The organism is Shewanella sp. 10N.286.52.B9 (genome assembly GCF_002873635.1).
Classification (GTDB): Bacteria; Pseudomonadota; Gammaproteobacteria; order Enterobacterales; family Shewanellaceae; genus Shewanella.
The window spans coordinates 24,815-46,610 of record NZ_MCTY01000036.1 but is presented as its reverse complement, the minus strand read 5'-3'; the positions used below and the strand labels follow the sequence as shown (position 1 = coordinate 46,610).

Here is a 21,796-nt window from a genome sequence, read left to right as displayed (position 1 = left end):
ATATCAACACAGTAAAATCTATATTATTAAACGTCGAGTCGTCATGCTCACATTCACTTATAGCGACATGTGGCAACAAAACAGTCTCGCGCGCTGAAGGGCTAGCAAATGATGATAGCTAAGCTTACATAAGCTTGCGAGTAGTTACTAGTGAGTGTCAAAAAATAGTAATAAAAAAGGCTGCATGACTGCAGCCTTTTTAACCGAATCGACGTTAAATTAAATATTATTAACTTTTAGCGATTCGTTCATGCAATTCTTGTACTGAATTGACGTTATTACGGTCATCTGCTGAATGGGCCATACAGGTAGCAAATGCAGCATTCAATGTTGTGGTGTAGTTCACTTTATAACGCAGTGCACCACGACGAATTTGACGAGAATCTTCAATCGCTTGACGCCCCTCAGTGGTATTAATGATGTAAGTGTATTCACCATTTTTAATACGGTCGAGAATATGTGGACGGCCTTCATGTACCTTGTTAACTAGACGCGGATTAATACCTGCTTCACCTAGAATAACTGCAGTGCCATGAGTTGCATCAATTTGATAACCTAGCTCAATCAGTTCAGCTGCAAGTTCAGCCACACGCGCTTTATCACTGTTACGCACAGAAATTAATGCACGGCCAGACTTAGGTACTTCAGCTGTGGCACCAAGCTGGGCTTTAGCATAAGCTTCAGCAAAGGTTTCACCCACACCCATTACTTCACCTGTAGAGCGCATTTCAGGGCCAAGCATTGGGTCAACACCTGGGAACTTGTTAAACGGCAATACCACTTCTTTTACTGAGAAGTATGGTGGGATCACTTCTTTAGTGAAGTTCTGCGATGCTAAGCTTTGACCAGCCATTACACGTGCAGCAATCTTCGCTAGCGGGATACCGGTTGCTTTAGAGACAAATGGCACTGTACGCGCAGCACGTGGATTGACTTCAATCATGTAGATTTCGTCATCTTTAACCGCAAACTGAACGTTCATCAAACCAATTACGCCCAGCTCCATGGCTAATTTAGCCACTTGCTCACGCATACGGTTTTGAACATCTTCGCTTAAGCTGTATGGCGGCAACGAACAACCTGAGTCACCTGAGTGAACCCCCGCTTGTTCAATGTGCTCCATGATAGAACCCACAACCACGATTTCGCCGTCACAAACTGCATCGATATCGATTTCAATGGCATTATCGAGGAAACGGTCAAGCAATACTGGTGATGAGTTAGATACGCTTACTGCTTCATTGAAGTAGCGACGTAAGTCTTGCTCGTCATAAACGATTTCCATTGCGCGTCCACCTAATACATAAGATGGACGAACCACTAACGGGTAACCGATACGGGCAGCAGAAAGTACCGCACCTTCAACCGTTGTTACGGTATCGTTTTCAGGTTGCTTCATTTCAAGACGTTGAATCGCTTGCTGGAAACGCTCACGGTCTTCAGCGCGGTCAATGGCATCGGGGCTTGTACCAATAATCGGTACACCTGCCGCTTCTAGTTCACGTGCCAGTTTTAGCGGTGTTTGACCACCGTACTGTACGATAACGCCTTTTGGCTTCTCAATACGAACGATTTCAAGCACATCTTCAAAGGTCACTGGCTCAAAGTACAAGCGATCTGAGGTGTCATAATCGGTCGAAACAGTCTCAGGGTTACAGTTAACCATAATGGTCTCGTAACCGTCTTCACGCAATGCTAATGCCGCATGAACACAACAGTAATCAAACTCAATACCTTGACCAATACGGTTAGGGCCGCCACCAAGAATCATGATTTTTTCACGGGTTGATGGCGCGGCTTCACATTCTTCTTCGTAAGTTGAGTACATGTAAGCAGTGTCTGTGGCAAATTCTGCCGCACAGGTATCGACACGCTTATACACTGGGTGCATATCAAAGCGGTCACGAATTTTACGCACTTCGCTATCACTGACACCTAAGATGTGTGCTAAACGTGCATCAGAGAAACCTTTACGCTTAAGTTGCAGTAAGAAGGCTTCGTTAAGACCTGACATCCCCACTTCAGCCACTTTAGCTTCTTGGGCGATAAGATCTTCAATTTGGACTAAGAACCAATGATCAACATTAGTTAGCTTGAAGATATCATCACGACTTAGACCAGCGCGGAAGGCATCAGCAATGTACCAAATACGGTCACAACCAGGCTCTTTTAACTCATGACGAATTGTTTGCATTGCTTCAGGCGATGCAAGGTCAACAATCGGGTCAAAACCGTTACGGTTAACTTCAAGTCCACGTAATGCTTTTTGTAATGACTCTTGGAAAGTACGGCCAATGGCCATGACTTCACCCACTGACTTCATTTGCGTCGTCAAACGGTCATTAGCGCCAGCAAATTTTTCAAAGTTAAAGCGCGGCACTTTAGTCACAACGTAATCAATTGCAGGCTCGAATGATGCTGGGGTGCGACCACCAGTAATATCATTCATTAGCTCATCTAAGGTGAAACCTACCGCTAATTTCGCGGCGATTTTAGCAATCGGGAAACCGGTTGCTTTAGAAGCTAACGCAGAAGAGCGAGAAACACGCGGGTTCATTTCAATAATGACCATACGGCCAGTGTTTGGACAAATACCAAACTGAACGTTTGAACCACCGGTTTCAACACCAATTTCACGCAGTACCGCTAAAGAAGCGTTACGCATTAATTGGTATTCTTTATCGGTCAGTGTTTGCGCTGGTGCAACAGTGATTGAATCACCGGTATGCACGCCCATGGCATCGAAGTTTTCAATGGCACACACAATGATGCAGTTATCATTTCGGTCACGAACCACTTCCATTTCGTACTCTTTCCAACCGATTAGTGACTCATCGATTAGCAGCTCGCTAGTTGGCGATAACTCAAGGCCTTGAGAACAAATGTCTTCAAACTCTTCTTTGTTATACGCAATACCACCGCCACTGCCACCCATGGTGAAAGATGGACGAATAATACACGGAAAGCCAACTTGGTCTAAAACACCGTAAGCTTCTTCCATTGTATGGGCAATACCAGCACGAGGACAGTCAAGTCCAATTGACTTCATTGCTGTATCAAAACGACTACGGTCTTCAGCTTTATCAATTGCGTCAGCTGTCGCGCCAATCATTTCAACGTTAAACTCTTCTAGTACACCTTCAGCTTCTAGCTGCAGTGCACAGTTAAGTGCGGTTTGGCCACCCATAGTTGGCAAAATCGCATCAGGTTTTTCTTTAGCGATAATGTTACGCACAACTTCCCAGTGAATTGGCTCGATGTATGTCGCATCAGCCATTTCTGGATCAGTCATAATGGTTGCAGGGTTAGAGTTAACTAAGATAACTCGATAACCTTCTTCACGCAGCGCTTTACACGCTTGTGCGCCAGAATAGTCAAATTCACAGGCTTGACCAATCACAATTGGGCCAGCGCCTAGGATCAGAATACTTTTAATATCAGTACGTTTTGGCATTGCTTATCTATTCTCCGAATGACCTAACTATTTAGCGTTTTGACGATATTGTTCAATCAACTCAATAAAGTGATCAAACAGTGGTGACGCATCGGTCGGTCCAGGGCTTGCTTCTGGGTGACCTTGGAAACTAAACGCTGGTTTATCAGTAAGGTGAATACCTTGCAAAGACCCATCAAATAACGATTTGTGAGTCACTTTGATGTTCGCAGGCAACGTCGCTTCATCAGCAGCAAAACCGTGGTTTTGACTGGTGATCATCACATTACCTTTTTCAATATTACTTACCGGGTGGTTAGCGCCATGATGACCAAACTTCATTTTCAAAGTTTTTGCCCCAGATGCTAATGCAAGTAATTGGTGACCAAGACAAATACCAAATACTGGGATTTCAGTTTTTAAAATTTCTTGGATAGCCGTAATCGCATAATCACATGGCTCTGGGTCGCCAGGGCCATTTGATAGGAAAATCCCATCAGGATTCATTGCTAATACTTCAGCTGCCGGTGTTTGTGCAGGGACAACAGTAACATCACAACCGCGGTCAACTAGCATGCGTAAAATATTGCGCTTGATACCATAATCAAAAGCAACAATTTTAAACTTAAGCTCTGACGCTGGAGTTTCGTCCGGTAAACCACCCACTAAGCGCCAAGTGCCTTTGCGCCATTGGTAGGTCGACTCTGTGGTCACTTCTTTAGCCAAATCCATGCCTTTCAAACCAGGGAATGCTTTGGCTGCTGCTAATGCTTTAGCTTCATCGATATCGCCGACCATAATACAACCGGCTTGGGCACCCTTTTCACGTAAAATACGAGTTAATTTACGGGTATCGATATCAGCGATACCAACAACATTATTCGCTTTTAAATAATCGCTTAAGGATTGTTGATTACGGAAGTTGCTAGCTAATAGAGGGAGATCTCGGATGATTAGACCACAGGCATGAACTGAATCAGATTCGGTATCTTCATCGTTTGTTCCGGTGTTACCAATGTGCGGGTAAGTCAAAGTGACAATCTGGCGAGAATATGACGGATCCGTTAAAATCTCTTGATAACCTGTCATTGAAGTATTAAATACAACTTCACCAACAGTTAGTCCATCGGCACCAATTGCTGTGCCAGAGAATACGGTTCCATCTTCGAGTACAAGTAAGGCAGACTGTGTCAACGTGACCTCCAAAAATAAGAGTCAAACCACTGAAATTATTTATTTTTAATTTCTACAGATTTACAAAATTACGAAAATTTGGCAAATTCCGGCGATTCTATATGAATTATGTATAAGCGTCTATGCTTGATTTATGTTTTTTTGGGAACAATATTTTCCCAAAAAAAAACCACCAACGGTGGTTTTCTTTAAATATTAATTGAGTCCCAATACTTGCTGCATGTCATAAAGACCAGCATCTTGATCGGACAGCCAATAGGCGGCGCGCATTGCGCCATTTGCAAAGGTCATGCGACTGGTGGCTTTATGCGTTATTTCAACTCGCTCACCAATATCGGCAAACATCACCGTATGGTCGCCAACAATATCACCGGCACGAATAGTAGAAAAACCAATGGTATTTCTATCACGTTCGCCTGTCATACCTTCACGACCATATACAGCGCACTCTTCAAGATCACGACCTAAAGTTTCAGCGATAACTTCGCCCATCTTTAATGCCGTCCCTGAAGGGGCGTCTTTCTTAAAGCGATGATGGCCTTCGGTGATTTCGATATCGGTGTAATCACCCATTACTTTTGCCGTTAACTCTAATAGTTTCAGCGTTAAGTTAACGCCTACTGACATATTCGGTGCAAACACAACCGGTGTTTGCTCAGCATAAGCACCAATCAACTCTTTTTGAGCATGATTGAACCCAGTAGTACCAATCACAATCGCCTTATGGTTTTTAGCGCACCAATCAAGGTGAACTAGCGACGACTCTGGAGAGGTAAAATCAATTAATACATCAAAATGTTCTGATGCTATATCTAATGAATCTGTAATCGCGACATCCATAGTACCAACACCAGCAAGTTCACCAGCATCAACACCTATTAGTGTAGAACCAGTTCGCTCAATAGCAGCACCCAAATATATCACCTCATGTTGCTTTGCAGCTTCAATCAGTGTGCGACCCATACGGCCACTGGCACCAACAACGGCGACTCTTACTTTTGCAGTCATCTACTTTCTCCCAGTGATACAAAAACGCCTAAGTTAACTTAGGCGTTTTTCATTAAACGATTTCTAACAATTCGACTTCAAATACCAACGCCGAGAATGGCGGGATAGAAGCGCCAGCACCACGTTCGCCATAAGCTAAGTGTTGTGGAACGAATAGTTTAAGCTTAGTGCCAACAGGCATTAGTTGTAATGCTTCAGTCCAACCAGCGATAACACCAGAAACTGGGAATTCAGCAGGCTCGCCACGAGCTACAGAGCTATCGAATACTTCACCGTTGATGAAAGTACCGTGGTAATGTGCACGAATAGTTGATTCAAGCGTTGGCTTTTCGCCTTCACCTTGAGTGATAACTTCGTATTGAAGTCCTGACTCAGTAACAATAATGTCTTCACGCTTAGCATTTTCAGCTAGGAATGTTTCACCTTCAGCAGATGCTGCAGCAGCAGCTTCTTCTTGAACAGCTTGTAAACGACGGCTGATTTCAGTGAAAGCAACTTGTAAGTCTTCCATAGCTACAGCACTTTCTTTACCAGCGAATGCATCAGCTAGACCAGCTTGTACAGCAGGGATATCGATGCCTTCGAAAGGGTTAGCTGCTAATTGCTCACCCATTTGACGACCTACACCGTAACTTGCTTGCTGTTCCATTGTGTTGAACTCTGACATATCGTATTTACTCTTAATTCATCGGTTAAAATTTGCGGGGCAGTTTACCACACTTTCGTTGCTGATGGGTGCTAATCTACCTCGATTATGACTATTTTTCAGTAGCCTTAATGACACTTGGCAAGCGTCTTCTTTAGAGCTGCTTGATACACTGGTGTCACTTTAGCTTGAAGGGCTTTTAAATCGGCAATACGTGTCGAATGAGATGGATGGGTTGAAAATAGCTCAGGGCCTTGTTCACCACCGGCTTTGGCCATATTTTGCCAAAGCGTAACGCTTTTAGCAGGATTAAAACCCGCTTTAGCCATTAACTCTAAACCAAGCTCATCGGATTCACTTTCTTGATCGCGGCCAAAGGGTAATAAAATACCGACTTGCGCACCTAAGCCTAAGCCCGCCATATAAAGATCTTTATTGGCCACGCCGCCAGCACCTAGGGCTATATCAGCCATTTGCATACCTGCATTGGTCATTTGTGAACGCGAAACTTGCTCATTACCATGCCTTGCTAGCACATGGGCTACTTCATGACCTATTACTGTCGCTAACTGGTCTTGATCGCTCGCCACCTTAAGTAATCCTGTGTACACCCCAATATGACCACCCGGCAGGGCAAAAGCATTGATCTGATCTGAGTCAAATAACACCACTTCCCAGTTTAAGCTTTGATCGGGTAATACCGCAGTGATGCGATTGGCAACGCAGTTAACATAAGCCGTTTGCTGTTTATCGGTACTGATTTTTTCCGTTTTTTTCATCGCATCGAATGATTGCGCCCCCATTTGCGACATTTGAGACTCATCAAATAACAGCATTTGGCTGCGACCCGTTGGGGATTTATGGATGGCGCAACCAGACATAACCATGGTGGCGAATAGCCCCACTAAAACGGCTTTCATAATAATTATCCTTTTATTATTTTGTGAGTTCTCGCTATTTAACACTCAACTAATTGATTACAAATGAATCTATCTAGCGCTATTGTAAGTCATCTTGTGCTAATCAATCACTATAAACTGCATCTCACCTTGATGTTTTTTTGCCTTGAAAGTCCTTAATGCTGCGTTTTTTCTGGCTGCGGCGATTAGCTTGCTTATCTTTTTTAGGCCGTTGACTGTTACCTGAACTCGGTTTATCCGTCACAGGAAAGTCTGCTAACGACAGTGTCGGCAGCGCTCGCTCAGTTAAGGTTCTGATAGCTTGTAGCTCATCAGATTCACCATGACACACTAACGATAGCGCCAAACCATTAGCACCCGCCCTTGCTGTGCGGCCAATGCGGTGCACATACACTGCTGCGCTTGCGGGTAAATCCACATTAATAATCACAGGTAATGCATCAATGTCTATGCCACGGGCTAATACGTCAGTTGCCACTAATACGGTTAACGCCTTTGATTTGAAGTCCTTTAAGGTTTTAGTGCGTATCGCTTGCTCTTTATCGCCATGCAATGCTGCCGCATTAACTCCAGCTTTTACCAGCTTTTTGGTTAGTGCATCTGCGCTATCTTTAGTATTGCTAAACACCAACACTTGCTGCCATTGATGCTGCTTTATTAGCGCAATCAGTGCTTGTGCTTTACTGCCTTTATTGACCAAATAAAGCTGCTCTTCAATGTGATCTACCACTGAATTGGCTTTATCAGCTTCAATACGGATCAGATCATGTTTCAAAATCACACTAACTTGTTTAGCTACTGTGTCATCTATGGTGGCTGAAAATAATAGTGTCTGCTTATTTACCGGCGTTTGCTGCACTATGGTTTTAATGTCTGCCCAAAAGCCCATATCTAGTAACCGGTCTGCTTCATCAAGTACTAACAACTTCAGCGCTGATAAAGACACATGTTCCAGCTTTATAAACTGCACTAACCTTGATGGGGTGGCGATGATAATCTGCGGCGGTCTCTTCAAATCAGCGACTTGGGCTTCAACATCAATGCCGCCACATAAAAGCTGCACCTTTATGCCTAAAGGCTTCGCAACCTGATTAAGCGTTTGATAAACCTGATTAGCCAGCTCACGAGTCGGCGCAATTACTAGCGCTTGAACAGGGTCAGCTTTATCTAGATCAATAGCTTGCAGCATAGGCAAACCAAAGGCGTAAGTTTTACCGCTCCCTGTTTGTGCTAAAGCCAATACATCTTTACCTGATAACACAGCAGGAATGGCCAGCGCTTGAATTTTAGTGGCCGCTGTTAATTGCTTAGGTAAAGCTGAGATAAGGCTTGGATTGAGGTTTAACTGTAAAAAAGACATCGAAATAGTGATCCAAAGAAGCAATGAGATGCAGTCTACCGCACACTGACGTCATTGTCTTAAGCTGTGTTTGTTTAAAAGCCTGCAAAGTGCTTTAAAAACTTGCCAATAAAAAAGGCTAATTACTTTGCAGTAATTAACCTTTTAATCGACTCGCTAATAGCTAAATTTAATAAATAAATTTAGCTATTTAAATCGTGAAAAAACTTTTTTACGCCATCAAAGAACCCTTCAGCTTTAGGGCTGTGCTTCTTTGACTCACCGGTTAAGGTCGCTTCAAACTCACGAAGTAGCTCTTTTTGCTTTTCGTTAAGTTTAACTGGTGTTTCCATGACGACTTTACAAAGTAAGTCACCAACGGCGTGGCTGCGAACCGATTTAACACCTTTACCGCGCAAGCGGAACATACGGCCAGTTTGGCTTTCTGCAGGTATTTTCAAATTCACTTTACCATCAAGTGTTGGCACTTCAATCTCGCCACCTAATGCAGCTTTGCTGAATGAAATTGGCACTTCGCAGTAGAGGTTATTACCATCACGAACAAAAATATTATGTTCACGAACGCTCACCTGTACATATAAGTCACCCGGAGGCGCGCCAAACTCACCCGCTTCACCTTCACCGGTTAAGCGAACACGATCGCCAGTATCAACACCAGCTGGTATTTTAACTGATAAGGTTTTGCTCTTTTCAACACGGCCTTCGCCATGACACTTCTTACAAGGATCTTTAATGATCTTGCCGCGGCCATGACAAGTCGGACACGCCTGCTGAACAGCAAAGAAGCCTTGACGCATTTGTACTTGGCCTTGACCATGACAGGTACCACAAGTGGTTGCTGACGAGCCTTTCTTAGCGCCGCTGCCATCACAGCTATCACACGATGCTAAGGTAGGAATACGTAACTCTTTAGTAAGGCCACGAACCGCTTCTTCAAGTGATAAGTCTAAGTTGTAACGTAAGTCACTACCGCGAGCCGCTTGACGTTGTCCACCGCCACGACGACCGCCGCCAAAGATATCGCCAAACACGTCACCAAAGATATCACCGAAATCACCGCCGCCACCTTGACCGCCGCCACGATTAGGATCAACGCCTGCATGACCAAATTGGTCATAAGCCGCTTTCTTATTCGCGTCAGTTAAAATTTCATAAGCTTCTTTAGCTTCTTTAAAGTTAACTTCAGCTTCTTTGTCGCCTGGGTTACGGTCAGGATGATATTTCATCGCTAGACGCTTATAGGCTTTTTTGATTTCTCGTTCACTGGCATCGCGACCGACACTTAGAACTTCGTAATAATCTCGCTTTGACATAATCTCAGTTTTCTCAAGCAGGTATTGTACGAACGGGCGTTAGAGATTTCTCCCAACGCCCGCCTGAAAGTTAACTAACTAATTTAGCTTACTTTTTGTCGTCTTTTACTTCTTCAAACTCAGCATCAACAACGTCATCTTCAGGCTTAGCTTCTTGCGCATCTTGTGCTGGAGCTTCACCTTGTTGCGCTTGTGCTTTCGCTTGAGCGATTTCCATTAACTTAGCAGACGCTTCCATTAATGCTTGAGTCGCTTTATCAATTGCTTCTTTGTCGTTACCTTTAGTTGCGGTATCAACGTCAGCCATTGCTGCTTCAATTTTCTCTTTTTCTTCAGCTGGTAATGCTTCACCCGCTTCTTCGATTTGCTTCTTAGTTGCGTGAACCATGCCATCAGCTTGGTTACGTGCAGTCACTAGCTCTTCGAATTTAGCATCTTCATCAGCGTGAGCTTCTGCATCACGAACCATTTGCTCTACTTCTTCGTCACTTAGACCTGAGTTAGCTTTAATAGTGATGTTTTGCGCTTTACCGGTTTTCTTATCAGTTGCTGATACGTTTAAGATACCATCAGCATCGATGTCGAAAGATACTTCAACTTGTGGCATGCCACGTGGCGCTGGTTCAATACCTTCTAGGTTGAATTGACCTAGAGATTTGTTGTAGCTAGCTTGCTTACGCTCACCTTGAAGTACGTGAATTGTTACTGCACTTTGGTTATCTTCAGCAGTTGAGAACGTTTGACTCGCTTTAGTCGGGATAGTGGTGTTCTTCTCGATAAGCTTAGTCATTACGCTACCCATGGTTTCGATACCAAATGATAGTGGTGTAACGTCAAGTAGCAATACGTCTTTCACGTCGCCAGAAAGTACACCAGCTTGAATTGCTGCGCCTACGGCTACGGCTTCATCTGGGTTAACGTCTTTACGTGGCTCTTTACCGAAGAAGTCAGTTACTGCAGCCTGTACTTTAGGCATACGAGTTTGACCACCAACTAAAATCACTTCGTTGATGTCTGAAACAGATAAGTCTGCATCAGCTAGCGCAACTTTTAATGGCTCTAAAGAACGTTGGATTAAGTCGTCAACTAAAGACTCTAACTTAGCACGAGTGATTTTAACCACTAAATGCTTAGGACCTGTTGCATCAGCAGTGATGTAAGGCAGGTTAACTTCAGTTTGTGTTGTGCTTGAAAGTTCAATTTTCGCTTTTTCTGCAGCTTCTTTAACACGTTGCATTGCTAGCGGGTCGTTACGTAAGTCTAGACCTTGCTCTTTTTTGAACTCATCAGCTAAGTAGTTAATTAGGCGGTTATCGAAATCTTCACCACCTAAATGAGTATCACCGTTAGTAGCAAGTACTTCGAAAGTTTGGTCACCATCGTTGCTATCAATTTCAATGATAGAGATATCAAAAGTACCACCACCTAAATCGTATACTGCAACAACGTTGTCGCCTTGTTTTTTGTCGATACCGTAAGCTAGTGCAGCAGCAGTTGGCTCGTTGATGATACGTTTAACATCAAGACCAGCAATACGACCAGCATCTTTAGTTGCTTGACGTTGTGAATCATTAAAGTATGCAGGAACAGTAATAACCGCTTCTGTTACTTCTTCACCCAAGAAATCTTCAGCTGTTTTCTTCATCTTTTTCAAGATTTCAGCAGATACTTGTGGTGGTGCCATTTTCTTGCCGTGAGCTTCAACCCATGCGTCACCATTGTCAGTACCAATGATTTTGAAAGGCATGATGTCAACATCACGTTGAACTTCGTCATCTTTAAAACGACGACCGATTAAACGCTTAATCGCGAAAAAAGTATTTGTTGGGTTTGTAACTGCTTGACGCTTAGCAGGTGAGCCTACTAATGTTTCGTCATCGGTATATGCGATGATAGATGCTGTTGTACGTTCGCCTTCAGCATTCTCGATTACGCGAGCAGTACCGCCATCAAGGACAGCCACACAAGAGTTAGTTGTGCCTAAGTCAATACCAATAATTTTGCCCATGAGGATCTCCGAAATATAAAATTTTAATGTAACTAATTTGATTATGTTTGTTGATATGGGGTCAGGAATTGATTTTTCAAGTCCTAATTTTTGCCTCTCATATCAGCCTTACTGCATATATTGGGACAGCTAACTAAAATACAAGGGCTGATCAAAAAAATTATTAAAAATATCTTAAGTAAATATGCCGTGACCTCATTTTGTATATTGCATACAATCTGTCCATACTTGCTTGCTTTGCTAATCCACCCCTTGGATATTATGCATAATAACTATTATTAGGAATGATTTTGTCAAACACTTCTCTTGCCTATGCCTATGGTTTAGTTGCCGTTTTACTTTGGTCGACAGTCGCGACTGCATTTAAAGTCGCGCTAAGTTTTTATACACCCTTACAATTGGTATTTGTTGCAGTGCTCACCTCTATTATTGCATTGAGTGTGATTATCCTATGGCAAAGAAAGCACACATTAATGCTGCGACAATTGAAACGTCGCCCAGGATTTTATTTGCTTAGCGGTATTCTGAATCCGTTTCTTTATTACTTTGTGCTGTTTGAAGCTTACGATTTGCTTCCAGCTCAACAAGCCTTATCCCTTAATTACACTTGGGCGATTTTATTGCCCATTTTAGCTGTCCCTTTGCTGGGTCATAAGCTCACAAAGGTTGATGTCATTGCCGCGCTGATTGCCTATAGCGGCGTTTACATTATCGCAACCGGCGGCAATATCACCGCATTTAACTTTGATAGCCCTAAAGGGATTGCTTTTGTATTAAGCAGTACGGTGATTTGGTGCTTATATTGGGTAACCAATACCAAGGATGACGGCGATGCCACTGTAAGCTTATTACTTAGCTTTTTAATTGGTTTACCTTTAGTGACTATTGCCATGCTAATCCATCAACCCATAAGCGACTTTAGTTGGCAAGCGCTAACTGCTGGAGTGTATGTGGGGCTATTTGAAATGGGTATCACCTTTGTTTTATGGCTTATGGCACTTAAAAGCACCGAGAAAACCTCTAACATCACCACGCTTGTATTTTTAACCCCTGTGCTGTCTGTTGGGTTTATCGCGCTAATCTTAAAAGAGCAAATCGCCAGCAGTACCTATATTGGTCTATGCTTTATTTTAACGGGGTTAATATTGCAAAAGGTAATCCCACAGCTGTTGAGAAAATCCAGTTTAAAGATCAGCCATAAGCATAATAAGTAGCAGTGGTTAAAGCATTTTACGATATTTAAACGATTAAAATTTAAACTTTATTGTCAACATGGCAGTTAGTTGCTATTAATAAGGTGTGCAGTTAATACGGTGTACAAGATACAAAGGATGCTTCAAGGAGGAGATTGGCAATGGGAATGCCGAGATGGAATTTAAGTGACACCACTGAAAATAAAATTCGCAGCTATAGCTTAATGCTTACCGCGGCTATTATGCTTTATGAATATCTCAACGGTGATATCTCAACCCAATACCCCGCCATGTATATATGTATTTTTGTTTTTCCTGCGGTCTACTTCACTAATAGCATACAAGAAAAGTACTTCCCGCTTATCATGGAGTATGTTCAAGCAGCTAGGCTTGTAAGCATATTTATGACGCTGAGCAGCTTTTTAATTTGGTGTTACACCACTTATATACGTTTATCTACTCCTGCGATTTCCAGCCATGGGCTATACCTGCAATAATCCTATAACGGCAATAACCTCTGGCGACAATAACCTCTAGCGGCACATTTCAAAGCTGCTGCTATTTCAGTGCTCAAAAAAACAAAAAAAGCACCGAGGTGCTTTTTAAGTTTTAAGCGCAAATCAAGTCAGTTTGTCACTCACAGCATCGTCAGCTTCAAATCTGGCTTGGGTTAGTTTATTTTAGCTGCGAGAAGTATAATCACCAGTTGCCAACCACTTATAAGTCGTTAGTGCATCAAGAGCCATTGGTCCGCGAGCATGTAGCTTTTGGGTACTGACCGCCACTTCAGCCCCTAAACCAAATTGCGAGCCATCCGTAAAACGGGTGCTGGCATTGACATATACCGCTGCTGAGTCTACTTGATTCATAAAGTGGCAGGTCGCATTAATATCGTCAGATAAAATCGCTTCAGAGTGACCGCTAGAGTGTTGACGAATATGGGTAATTGCTTGGTCAATATCAGTCACAATCTTAACCCCAAGTGTTAATGACAACCACTCAGTACTGAAGGTTTCATCCGTTGCAGGATGAATATCAAACTGACTTGCTGCAAATAACTGCTGCGTTTTTTCACAAGTATAAAAACTCACGCCTAATGCCGACATCTGCGTAAACAAATCTGCTAAAAACTCAGCCGCAACAGCTTCGTGAACCAGTAAGGTATCTAAGGCATTACACACTGTTGGACGCTGCACTTTTGCATTAATGATCACCTCAGCACTGCGAGATAAATCCGCTGATTTATCAAGGTATAAATGACAAATACCAATGCCGCCTAAAATCACCGGAATACTGGCTTTTTCAGCGCAAAGGCGTTGTAAGGTTTGGCCGCCGCGAGGAATAATCATATCCACATATTGGTCAAGGCGCAGTAAGCCAGTCACTAAGTCGCGATCGGTAGAGTTAATCAGCTGCACAGCATCTTCAGGTAAACCTTGTAATGTCAGCGCTGTGCGGATCACCTCACTTAAAACTTTATTTGAGGTTAAGGTTTCTTTACCGCCACGAAGGATCACTGCATTACCGGTTTTTAGTGCTAGTACGGCAATATCAACAGTGACGTTAGGGCGTGCTTCGTAAATCACCCCAACAACTCCCAGTGGCACTTTGCGTTGAGTTAAACGTAAACCGTTATCTAATAACTGGCTAGCTGATTCACTGCCCACAGGATCGGCAAGATTAATCACATTTTCAATATCAGCAATAATGCCAGCTAATCGCTCGCTATCTAGCAATAATCTATCGATCATCGCATCGGTTAAACCATTGGCTCTTGCTGCCTGCACGTCTTGGTCGTTCGCCGCTAAAATCGCTTCGGTATTTAGCGTTAGTTGCTCGCTAATACAACGAAGCAAAGCGTTTTTGTTTTGGCTCGATAAATTAGCAAGGGCAAAGCTTGCTGCTTTTGCTTGCTTACCTAGCGTGGTTAAATATTGCTGCTGTGACATGTTTTCGTCCTTTAATTTATTCACTATCTAGTACCACCATGTCATTACGATGTATTGCTGCTACGCCGTAATCATAGCCAAGTAATGTTTCAATCTCGTTGGAGTGCTTTCCTGCAATTATCGTTAATGCTTTAGCACAATAACGGCTCATGCCTTTAGCAAGCACGTGACCTGATTTATCGGCAATCAACACAGTTGCGCCACGTTCAAATTGCCCTTCTACGCTGACAATCCCTTTAGGCAATAAGCTGCGACCATTTTCAACGACCGCTTTACAGGCGCCATCATCTAATATCAGCCGCCCTTCTGTTGCAGGGCCAGCTAAAATCCATTGTTTTCGGCTTTCAAGGGGATTTTTAGTGACACTAAAATGAGTGCCGACCGATTCTTTACTGACTACTTGTGAAATCACATTAGGCAAATGACCTGAAGCAATGACCACTTCAACACCTGCTCGCCTAGCCACATCGGCCGCTTCTAACTTAGTCGCCATGCCGCCAGTGCCTAAACCTGAAACTGCGCCACCCGCTAACAAGCGTAAGTTATCATCAATATTGACCACTGAAGTAATTAACTTGGCATCGGGGTTATTGCGTGGATCGGCATCAAATAAGCCGATTTGATCAGTCAATAACACTAATAAGTCAGCATCACATAATAATGCGGCCCTAGCTGATAAATTGTCATTGTCGCCCACTTTAATTTCATTGGTGGCAACGGCATCATTTTCATTAATAATCGGAATAATATTATTATCTAACAATGCATTGAGTGTATCTCGAGCATTTAGATAGCGTTCACGATCATGTAAGTCGGCGCGGGTTAACAATAACTGTCCCACGTGCAAACCATAAATACTGAACAGTTCTGACCAAGCTAAAATAAGCTGACTTTGACCCACGGCGGCTAATAATTGTTTATTGGGCATAGTATCGGGCAATACGGGGTATTGCAGATGTTCGCGACCAGCCGCTATTGCGCCAGATGTGCACAATACAACTTCAATACCTGAACGCACAAGCACAGACATTTGTCTGGCCAGTTCCACCATATGTGCTTTATCGAGCTTGTTACTGCCCGAAGTTAAGACACTGGTACCTAATTTTACGACGACCCGCTTGTAAGTCATGACTGCCTTTTCAAACTCAAAAATATTGACTGAAATATTTTTATACCTAATTCAGCGAATAATTCATAGTAAAGCCCATAATTGAGTAAACAAATACTATATTTATTTGTTATACAGCATAAAAAAGGGCTATGCATTGCATAACCCTTAACAAAAATCACTAATTTATCATTGCTGCTTAATTACAGCTTGATAACCCACACATGAGCTTACTCAGCAGGTGTTATGGCGAGCAAAGCCAAGGTTAACCCCAAATAAACTTAGCTAAAAATAGTGCCGCAATAAACAAGATACCAAGATTTAACTCTTTAAAACGGCCAGTAAGTAGTTTAATCACCGCATAAGAGATAAAACCAAACCCTATGGCATTAGCAATTGAAAAGGTTAATGGCATCAATAAACACACAATGACCACAGGCGCCGCTTCTGTTAAGTCTTCCCACTCAACATTGACTAAGCCAGACATCATCAAAATCGCCACATAAAACAAGGCGCCACTGGTAGCATAAGCGGGTACCATGCCGGCAAGTGGGGCAAAAAATAATGCAGCAATAAACAACAAACCGACGACAACAGCGGTTAAGCCAGTACGGCCACCGGCGCTAACGCCTGCCGTGCTTTCAATATAACTAGTGGTCGTTGATGTTCCTAACGTCGCCCCTGCGATGGTGGCTAAGCTGTCTGCACTTAAGGCGCGTTTCACTCTTGGTAAACGCCCTTGTTCATCTAAAAATCCGCCACGCTGCGCGACTGCAACCAAGGTGCCTGAGGTATCAAATAAATCCACAAACAAGAAGGCAAATATCACTGAAATCATACTGATTTCAAGCACTGCGGATAAATCCATTTTCATGAATGTCGGTGCTATCGATGGTGGCATCGACATAACGCCGTTATAACTCACTTCACCAGCTAACAATGCAATGGCTGTGACAATGAAAATACTTAATATCACCGCCGCTTTGTAGCCACGCTGTACCATAGCAATGATCAAGAAAAACCCCACCGCAGCCATCACAGCTGAGAATGAAGTGATATCCCCCATAGTGACTAATGTTGCCGGACTTGCCACCACAATACCGGCGCTTTTAAGGCCAATAAAGGCCAAGAACAAACCGATACCCGCGGCAATACCTAATCGCAGACTCATTGGAATACTGTTAACTATCCATTCTCTAATTTTCACCAAAGATAAAATTAAGAAACAAATACCAGACATAAATACTGCGCCAAGTGCAGTTTCCCAGCTATAGCCCATTTCGCCGACAACGGTATAAGTGAAGAAAGCATTAAGCCCCATACCCGGCGCTAATGCGATGGGGTAATTGGCCACTAAGCCCATCACTAAACAGCCCACTGCCGCGGCTAAACAAGTGGCCACAAACACTGCACCATGATCCATGCCGGCATCAGCTAACATCATAGGGTTAACAAAAATAATGTAAGCCATGGTGAGAAAGGTAGTGAGACCCGCGACAACTTCTTGTTTTAAATTCGTTTGATTATCTTTGAGTTTAAACAGTTTCTCTAACATGAAGCCTTGTTCCTTGAAAAGGGGGTGTAATTGGCTGCTATAGCCGCTACTGGCTAATTACAGTCAAAATCAGAGGTGAATTAATTCGTTCGGATTATAGGTACTTATAAGGTTTATAGCCATGTTAGATAACTAAACACTTATATTCGTATGAAAGACAATTTAACTCAATGAAAAGCCAGTGGTTGATAAATTTCAGGCAAAAAAAATGCCTACTCAAAAGAGTAGGCAGACAAGTTAAAAGTTTTCCGTATGGGGAGAGGAAAACTGCATCACAATTAAGTGATAAAACTTAAAAAGTAAATTGGCAATAGAGAACCAATTTACTTGTTGTCTAAAACCGCCCAAAGGCGACAGAAAAAAGGGTTGATACGGTAAATCAATGAATAAGGAGGGTTAGCCCTTAAACGTCATGGCATAAATGCCAAAAGACAGAACAGCTGGATTTAACCAAGTGCCTTGTCCATAAATAGTATAGCTGTCTGTAGAAGACATAATCATACTCCAAATAAAGTTGCGAAAACCTAGTCTTGCTTGGCTCGGTTCCTTGGAACAAACTTTTCTCAATCCATTGAGACAACTCATCACTCGATTCCTTGGAGACTATATCCATCCTGGATTAACTAGAATTGGAAAGCACCGTCGCAGTCCAACGAGAGGAATAATACCAAAGTGTAATTTTATTACAAGTATTTATTTAATTATTTTATATTTCAATCAAAAAATGAAATAAAAGCACACTTGTATGACAAATTAAGAATTTAGAGTTCTCATTGGCAAACAATCAACCACTAAATAGCACAATATATAGTGGTTGAGCAAAAAACAAACTACACATTGCCGCCCAAAATGCTTTGTAATAAAGTTACCAAAGGCGAGGCTGTGGGTTTCCCATACAAACTATGGCCTTCTGTGGCACTACCGGCAATATCAAGATGCGCAAAAGGCAATGGCATGGCAGAGCCTGTGCCATGTTGGCCCAAGCCTGAAGCATTAATTAAAAATGCTGCGGGATATTGATGGCCTCTGGCAGTAATGGCAGAAGGGCCGTTATTAGATGACAATAACTCCCCTTGGCCAGAGATATTATGTACCTTGGCAAAATCATCATGACGCAAGCTAGATAACTCAAATGGTTCGCCCCATTGCTCAGCAATGCCAGCTAGGGTGTGACCCATACCAGCTTGTTGTGCCACTTTGTTCTCGACTAGTGCGGTATAGCCGCCATAACAGCGCACCACATGGCCGGTTAAGGTTGCCACAGAAAATACTTGCGGCTTAATTGCTGTCATTGCCTGAAGTCTTAAGTGAGATAATAAGTCTGCCAGCACTAAGCGCCCTTCGGCATCAGTATTACCAATACGCACTCTAACACCGCCATGGCTGGTAATGATTTCATCAGGAACAAAGGCATCGCTGCCAATACTGTTTCGCACCAAACCTAACTCTGCTATCACTCTAATGCCTTTGGGCTTTAAGATAGATAAGGTTTTCATTAAGCCTGCCACCGCTGCAGCGCCGCCTTTATCTCGGCTCATACCCGCCATGCCACCGGCGACTTTAACATCTGCGCCGCCAGTATCGTAAATAACTCCTTTACCAGCAAACAAGTAGGTGCGATCAATGGCGCCCTCTGCCACATATTCCAGTTTAACCACGCGAGGTTGATGCCGAGGCACATTAAATGAGGCTCTCCCTACTGCGCAAAGCAGCGGGTAATCGCGCTCTAACTCTTCACGTTCTTCAATGACTCTGATTGCTAAACCACTGTCTTTTAGCGCCTCAACGCAATAATCAGCAAATGCTGGCGCCGCCATTCTTTCTGGCTCAGTGCCGCATAGATCCCTTGCCAAAATCTTACCGGCTTCGACAGCATTGAGCAGGCCACTGCAATTGTCGCTGCCAAGCAAACCAATGGCGCTAAATGCTGGGGTAATTGCTGTGGCTTCTCGCAGCTCCAGTGATTGCCATAGTTCCTGACCACAGGCAAGTGCAGCAACCTGTTTAGCAAATTGATAGCGCTTATCTTGGCTGGTTTCTACCACCAACAGCGGTTGTTTTGCTCCCGCAGCCTTAGCAATAACAATGCCTTCTCTAGCTGCTTTGGCAAACACACTCACATCACTGTATTCATTAGTGGCATTAACAACTGGGGCGACAATCAGTCTGCCACCCGCAAGTCCGGGCGCCAGTAACAATGTTGCCGACTGACCAATGCGCTGATCGATTTGTTTCGCATGCTTGGCGAGTATTTTTATTTCATCTTGGGCAATGGCGGCTAAATCGGTGGCGATTACCACTACGGCGTCCCAGCCATGGCCTTCAAAAATGGCTTGATCATCTGCTACATCAACGATATTGACTTGAAACATGGGGCATCCTTTTTAAATAGATTGTTATTATTGCTTGCTAATCAGTAATTTCAGGTGCTGAATCACAAATCATAACGACCAATGGTGGTTAAAGTATATAAGCTTAGCTTTACGATAGAGTTAAAATATATTTACAAAAATTAATTTAATCCAGCCTCTCTACTTGCTCTAGGTCACTACTTAGTAACGACAATATGGTAAACTTCAGCGCATCTATTCCCACATTCATAGCATTTAGGGAGTCTTCGTGACCGCCATTAATCAATTATATCCCCAGCCATTATGGCAATGGTTTGAACAAATTTGTGCGATTCCGCATCCATCCAAGTTTGAACAAGCACTTAGTGAACATATCCAGCAATGGGCTAAATCGAAAGGTTTGCCTGTCGTCGAAGATAAAGTCGGTAACTTGATCATTAAAAAGCCAGCGTATGCTGGAATGGAAGAACGCAAGACTGTGGTATTACAAGCCCACATTGATATGGTTCCACAAAAAAATGCCGATAAAGTGCATGATTTTGAAAAAGATCCTATTGAAGCCTATGTAGATGGCGAATGGCTAAAAGCCAAGGGCACCACCTTAGGTGCTGATAACGGTATTGGTATGGCTTCAGCGTTAGCAATTCTTGGCGCTGACAACATTAAACATGGTCCATTAGAAGTGCTGCTTACCATTGATGAAGAAGCGGGCATGACTGGCGCTTTCGGCCTTGAAGCTGGTTACCTTGATGCTGATATTTTAATTAATACTGACTCAGAGCAAGAAGGCGAAATCTACATGGGTTGCGCTGGCGGTGTTGATGCACAGCTAAGCGTTCCTATGTCATGGCAAGCACCTGAGCAAAGCAATGCCAGCTTTAGCTTAACCCTTTCAGGTTTAAAGGGCGGCCATTCAGGCGTCAACATTCATTTAGGTCGCGGCAATGCCAATAAATTATTAGCCCGTTTCTTATTTAGTTATGGTGATGATTTACAAATTGAATTAGTTAACTTCACTGGCGGCTCTTTACGTAATGCTATCCCCCGTGAAGCTAGCATCAACTTTATGCTGCCAAGCGAAAATAAAGCCAAGCTTGAGCAAGCCATTGCTCAATATCAAGCGATTGTTCGTGAAGAGCTGGCAATTGCTGACCCTGACATGTTGCTAACACTTGCAGCCATTGACGCTCCAGCAAAAGTCATGAGTGAAGATGCGCAAAATACCTTAATCGATTTACTGCACGCCTGCCCTAACGGCGTAATGCGTATGAGCGATGAAGTTGAAGGTGTGACTGAAACATCGCTTAACGTCGGAGTGATTAACACTGACAACGAATCTGTTGAAGTGCTATGTCTTATCCGCTCATTGATTGACTCAGGCCGAGTGCAAATTGAAACGCAATTAACGGCATTAGCAAACCTTTCAGGTGCTAGCATTGATCTATCAGGCGCTTACCCTGGTTGGAAGCCTGATAATAGCTCACCAGTGATGGCCATTGTCCGTGAAACGTATAATGATATTTATAAGAAAGACCCGACGATTATGGTTATCCATGCCGGTCTTGAATGTGGACTATTTAAAGAACCATACCCAACCATGGATATGGTCTCTATTGGCCCAACCATTCGTTTCCCACATAGCCCTGACGAAATGGTGAACATCACCACTGTTGGCCAATATTGGGAACTACTGCTTGCGGTACTAGAGCGTATTCCAGCAAAAGGCTGAGCTTTAACTCTCTATTAAATTACGCACTT

The 21,796-nt window shown here is 43.2% G+C and carries 15 protein-coding genes; 3 read left to right on the top strand and 12 right to left on the bottom strand.

Annotated features, from left to right (window positions below; translation table 11 throughout):
* Positions 1–229: 229 nt before the first annotated feature.
* The 8 genes from carB to dnaK form a co-directional block, all read right to left on the bottom strand.
* Positions 230–3,454: a carbamoyl-phosphate synthase large subunit gene (gene carB, locus BCU91_RS03165; protein ID WP_102477158.1), complete on the bottom strand. Its 3,225-nt coding sequence runs from the start codon at positions 3,452–3,454 to the stop codon at positions 230–232.
* A gap of 27 nt (positions 3,455–3,481) precedes the next feature.
* Positions 3,482–4,639: a glutamine-hydrolyzing carbamoyl-phosphate synthase small subunit gene (gene carA / locus BCU91_RS03160; RefSeq protein ID WP_102437921.1), complete on the bottom strand. Its 1,158-nt coding sequence runs from the start codon at positions 4,637–4,639 to the stop codon at positions 3,482–3,484.
* 183 nt (positions 4,640–4,822) lie between these two features.
* The gene (gene dapB / locus BCU91_RS03155) at positions 4,823–5,635 is read right to left on the bottom strand and encodes a 4-hydroxy-tetrahydrodipicolinate reductase (protein WP_102437923.1); all 813 of its coding nucleotides are present in this window, start codon (positions 5,633–5,635) and stop codon (positions 4,823–4,825) included.
* Between the two features lie 52 nt (positions 5,636–5,687).
* Positions 5,688–6,302: an FKBP-type peptidyl-prolyl cis-trans isomerase gene (locus BCU91_RS03150; protein ID WP_102520108.1), complete on the bottom strand. Its 615-nt coding sequence runs from the start codon at positions 6,300–6,302 to the stop codon at positions 5,688–5,690.
* A gap of 107 nt (positions 6,303–6,409) precedes the next feature.
* On the bottom strand, positions 6,410–7,201 hold the full coding sequence (locus BCU91_RS03145; RefSeq protein WP_102530885.1) for a M48 family metallopeptidase: 792 nt from the start codon (positions 7,199–7,201) through the stop codon (positions 6,410–6,412).
* A gap of 124 nt (positions 7,202–7,325) precedes the next feature.
* A complete protein-coding gene (locus tag BCU91_RS03140) occupies positions 7,326–8,561 on the bottom strand; it encodes a DEAD/DEAH box helicase (RefSeq protein WP_102530884.1) in 1,236 nt (411 codons plus the stop codon).
* 182 nt (positions 8,562–8,743) lie between these two features.
* Positions 8,744–9,874 (bottom strand): molecular chaperone DnaJ, encoded by a 1,131-nt coding sequence (gene dnaJ / locus BCU91_RS03135; protein WP_102437931.1) that lies wholly within the window; start codon positions 9,872–9,874, stop codon positions 8,744–8,746.
* 88 nt (positions 9,875–9,962) lie between these two features.
* Positions 9,963–11,882 (bottom strand): molecular chaperone DnaK, encoded by a 1,920-nt coding sequence (dnaK, locus tag BCU91_RS03130; protein WP_102437933.1) that lies wholly within the window; start codon positions 11,880–11,882, stop codon positions 9,963–9,965.
* Positions 11,883–12,172: 290 nt separating this feature from the next.
* Between dnaK and BCU91_RS03125 the strand changes: the two genes are divergently transcribed.
* Together BCU91_RS03125 and BCU91_RS03120 are read left to right on the top strand one after the other, a co-directional pair.
* Positions 12,173–13,096 (top strand): DMT family transporter, encoded by a 924-nt coding sequence (locus BCU91_RS03125; protein WP_102530889.1) that lies wholly within the window; start codon positions 12,173–12,175, stop codon positions 13,094–13,096.
* A gap of 146 nt (positions 13,097–13,242) precedes the next feature.
* Complete coding sequence (locus BCU91_RS03120; protein ID WP_241904024.1) at positions 13,243–13,572, top strand: hypothetical protein; 330 nt, start codon at positions 13,243–13,245, stop codon at positions 13,570–13,572.
* A gap of 183 nt (positions 13,573–13,755) precedes the next feature.
* Here BCU91_RS03120 and BCU91_RS03115 read toward each other — a convergent pair whose 3' ends face one another.
* The 4 genes from BCU91_RS03115 to BCU91_RS03095 form a co-directional block, all read right to left on the bottom strand.
* The gene (locus BCU91_RS03115; RefSeq protein ID WP_102530883.1) at positions 13,756–15,024 is read right to left on the bottom strand and encodes a glutamate-5-semialdehyde dehydrogenase; all 1,269 of its coding nucleotides are present in this window, start codon (positions 15,022–15,024) and stop codon (positions 13,756–13,758) included.
* Positions 15,025–15,040: 16 nt separating this feature from the next.
* The gene (gene proB, locus BCU91_RS03110; RefSeq protein ID WP_102477151.1) at positions 15,041–16,153 is read right to left on the bottom strand and encodes a glutamate 5-kinase; all 1,113 of its coding nucleotides are present in this window, start codon (positions 16,151–16,153) and stop codon (positions 15,041–15,043) included.
* Positions 16,154–16,397: 244 nt separating this feature from the next.
* A complete protein-coding gene (locus BCU91_RS03105) occupies positions 16,398–17,687 on the bottom strand; it encodes an NCS2 family permease (RefSeq protein ID WP_076542805.1) in 1,290 nt (429 codons plus the stop codon).
* Between the two features lie 830 nt (positions 17,688–18,517).
* Positions 18,518–20,059, bottom strand: coding sequence for a peptidase M17 (locus BCU91_RS03095; RefSeq protein WP_102530882.1), 1,542 nt, complete (start codon positions 20,057–20,059; stop codon positions 18,518–18,520).
* Positions 20,060–20,306: 247 nt separating this feature from the next.
* Between BCU91_RS03095 and BCU91_RS03090 the strand changes: the two genes are divergently transcribed.
* Positions 20,307–21,767 carry an aminoacyl-histidine dipeptidase gene (locus BCU91_RS03090; protein WP_102530881.1) on the top strand — a complete coding sequence of 487 codons (1,461 nt, stop codon included), beginning with the start codon at positions 20,307–20,309 and terminating at the stop codon, positions 21,765–21,767.
* Positions 21,768–21,796 lie beyond the last annotated feature (29 nt).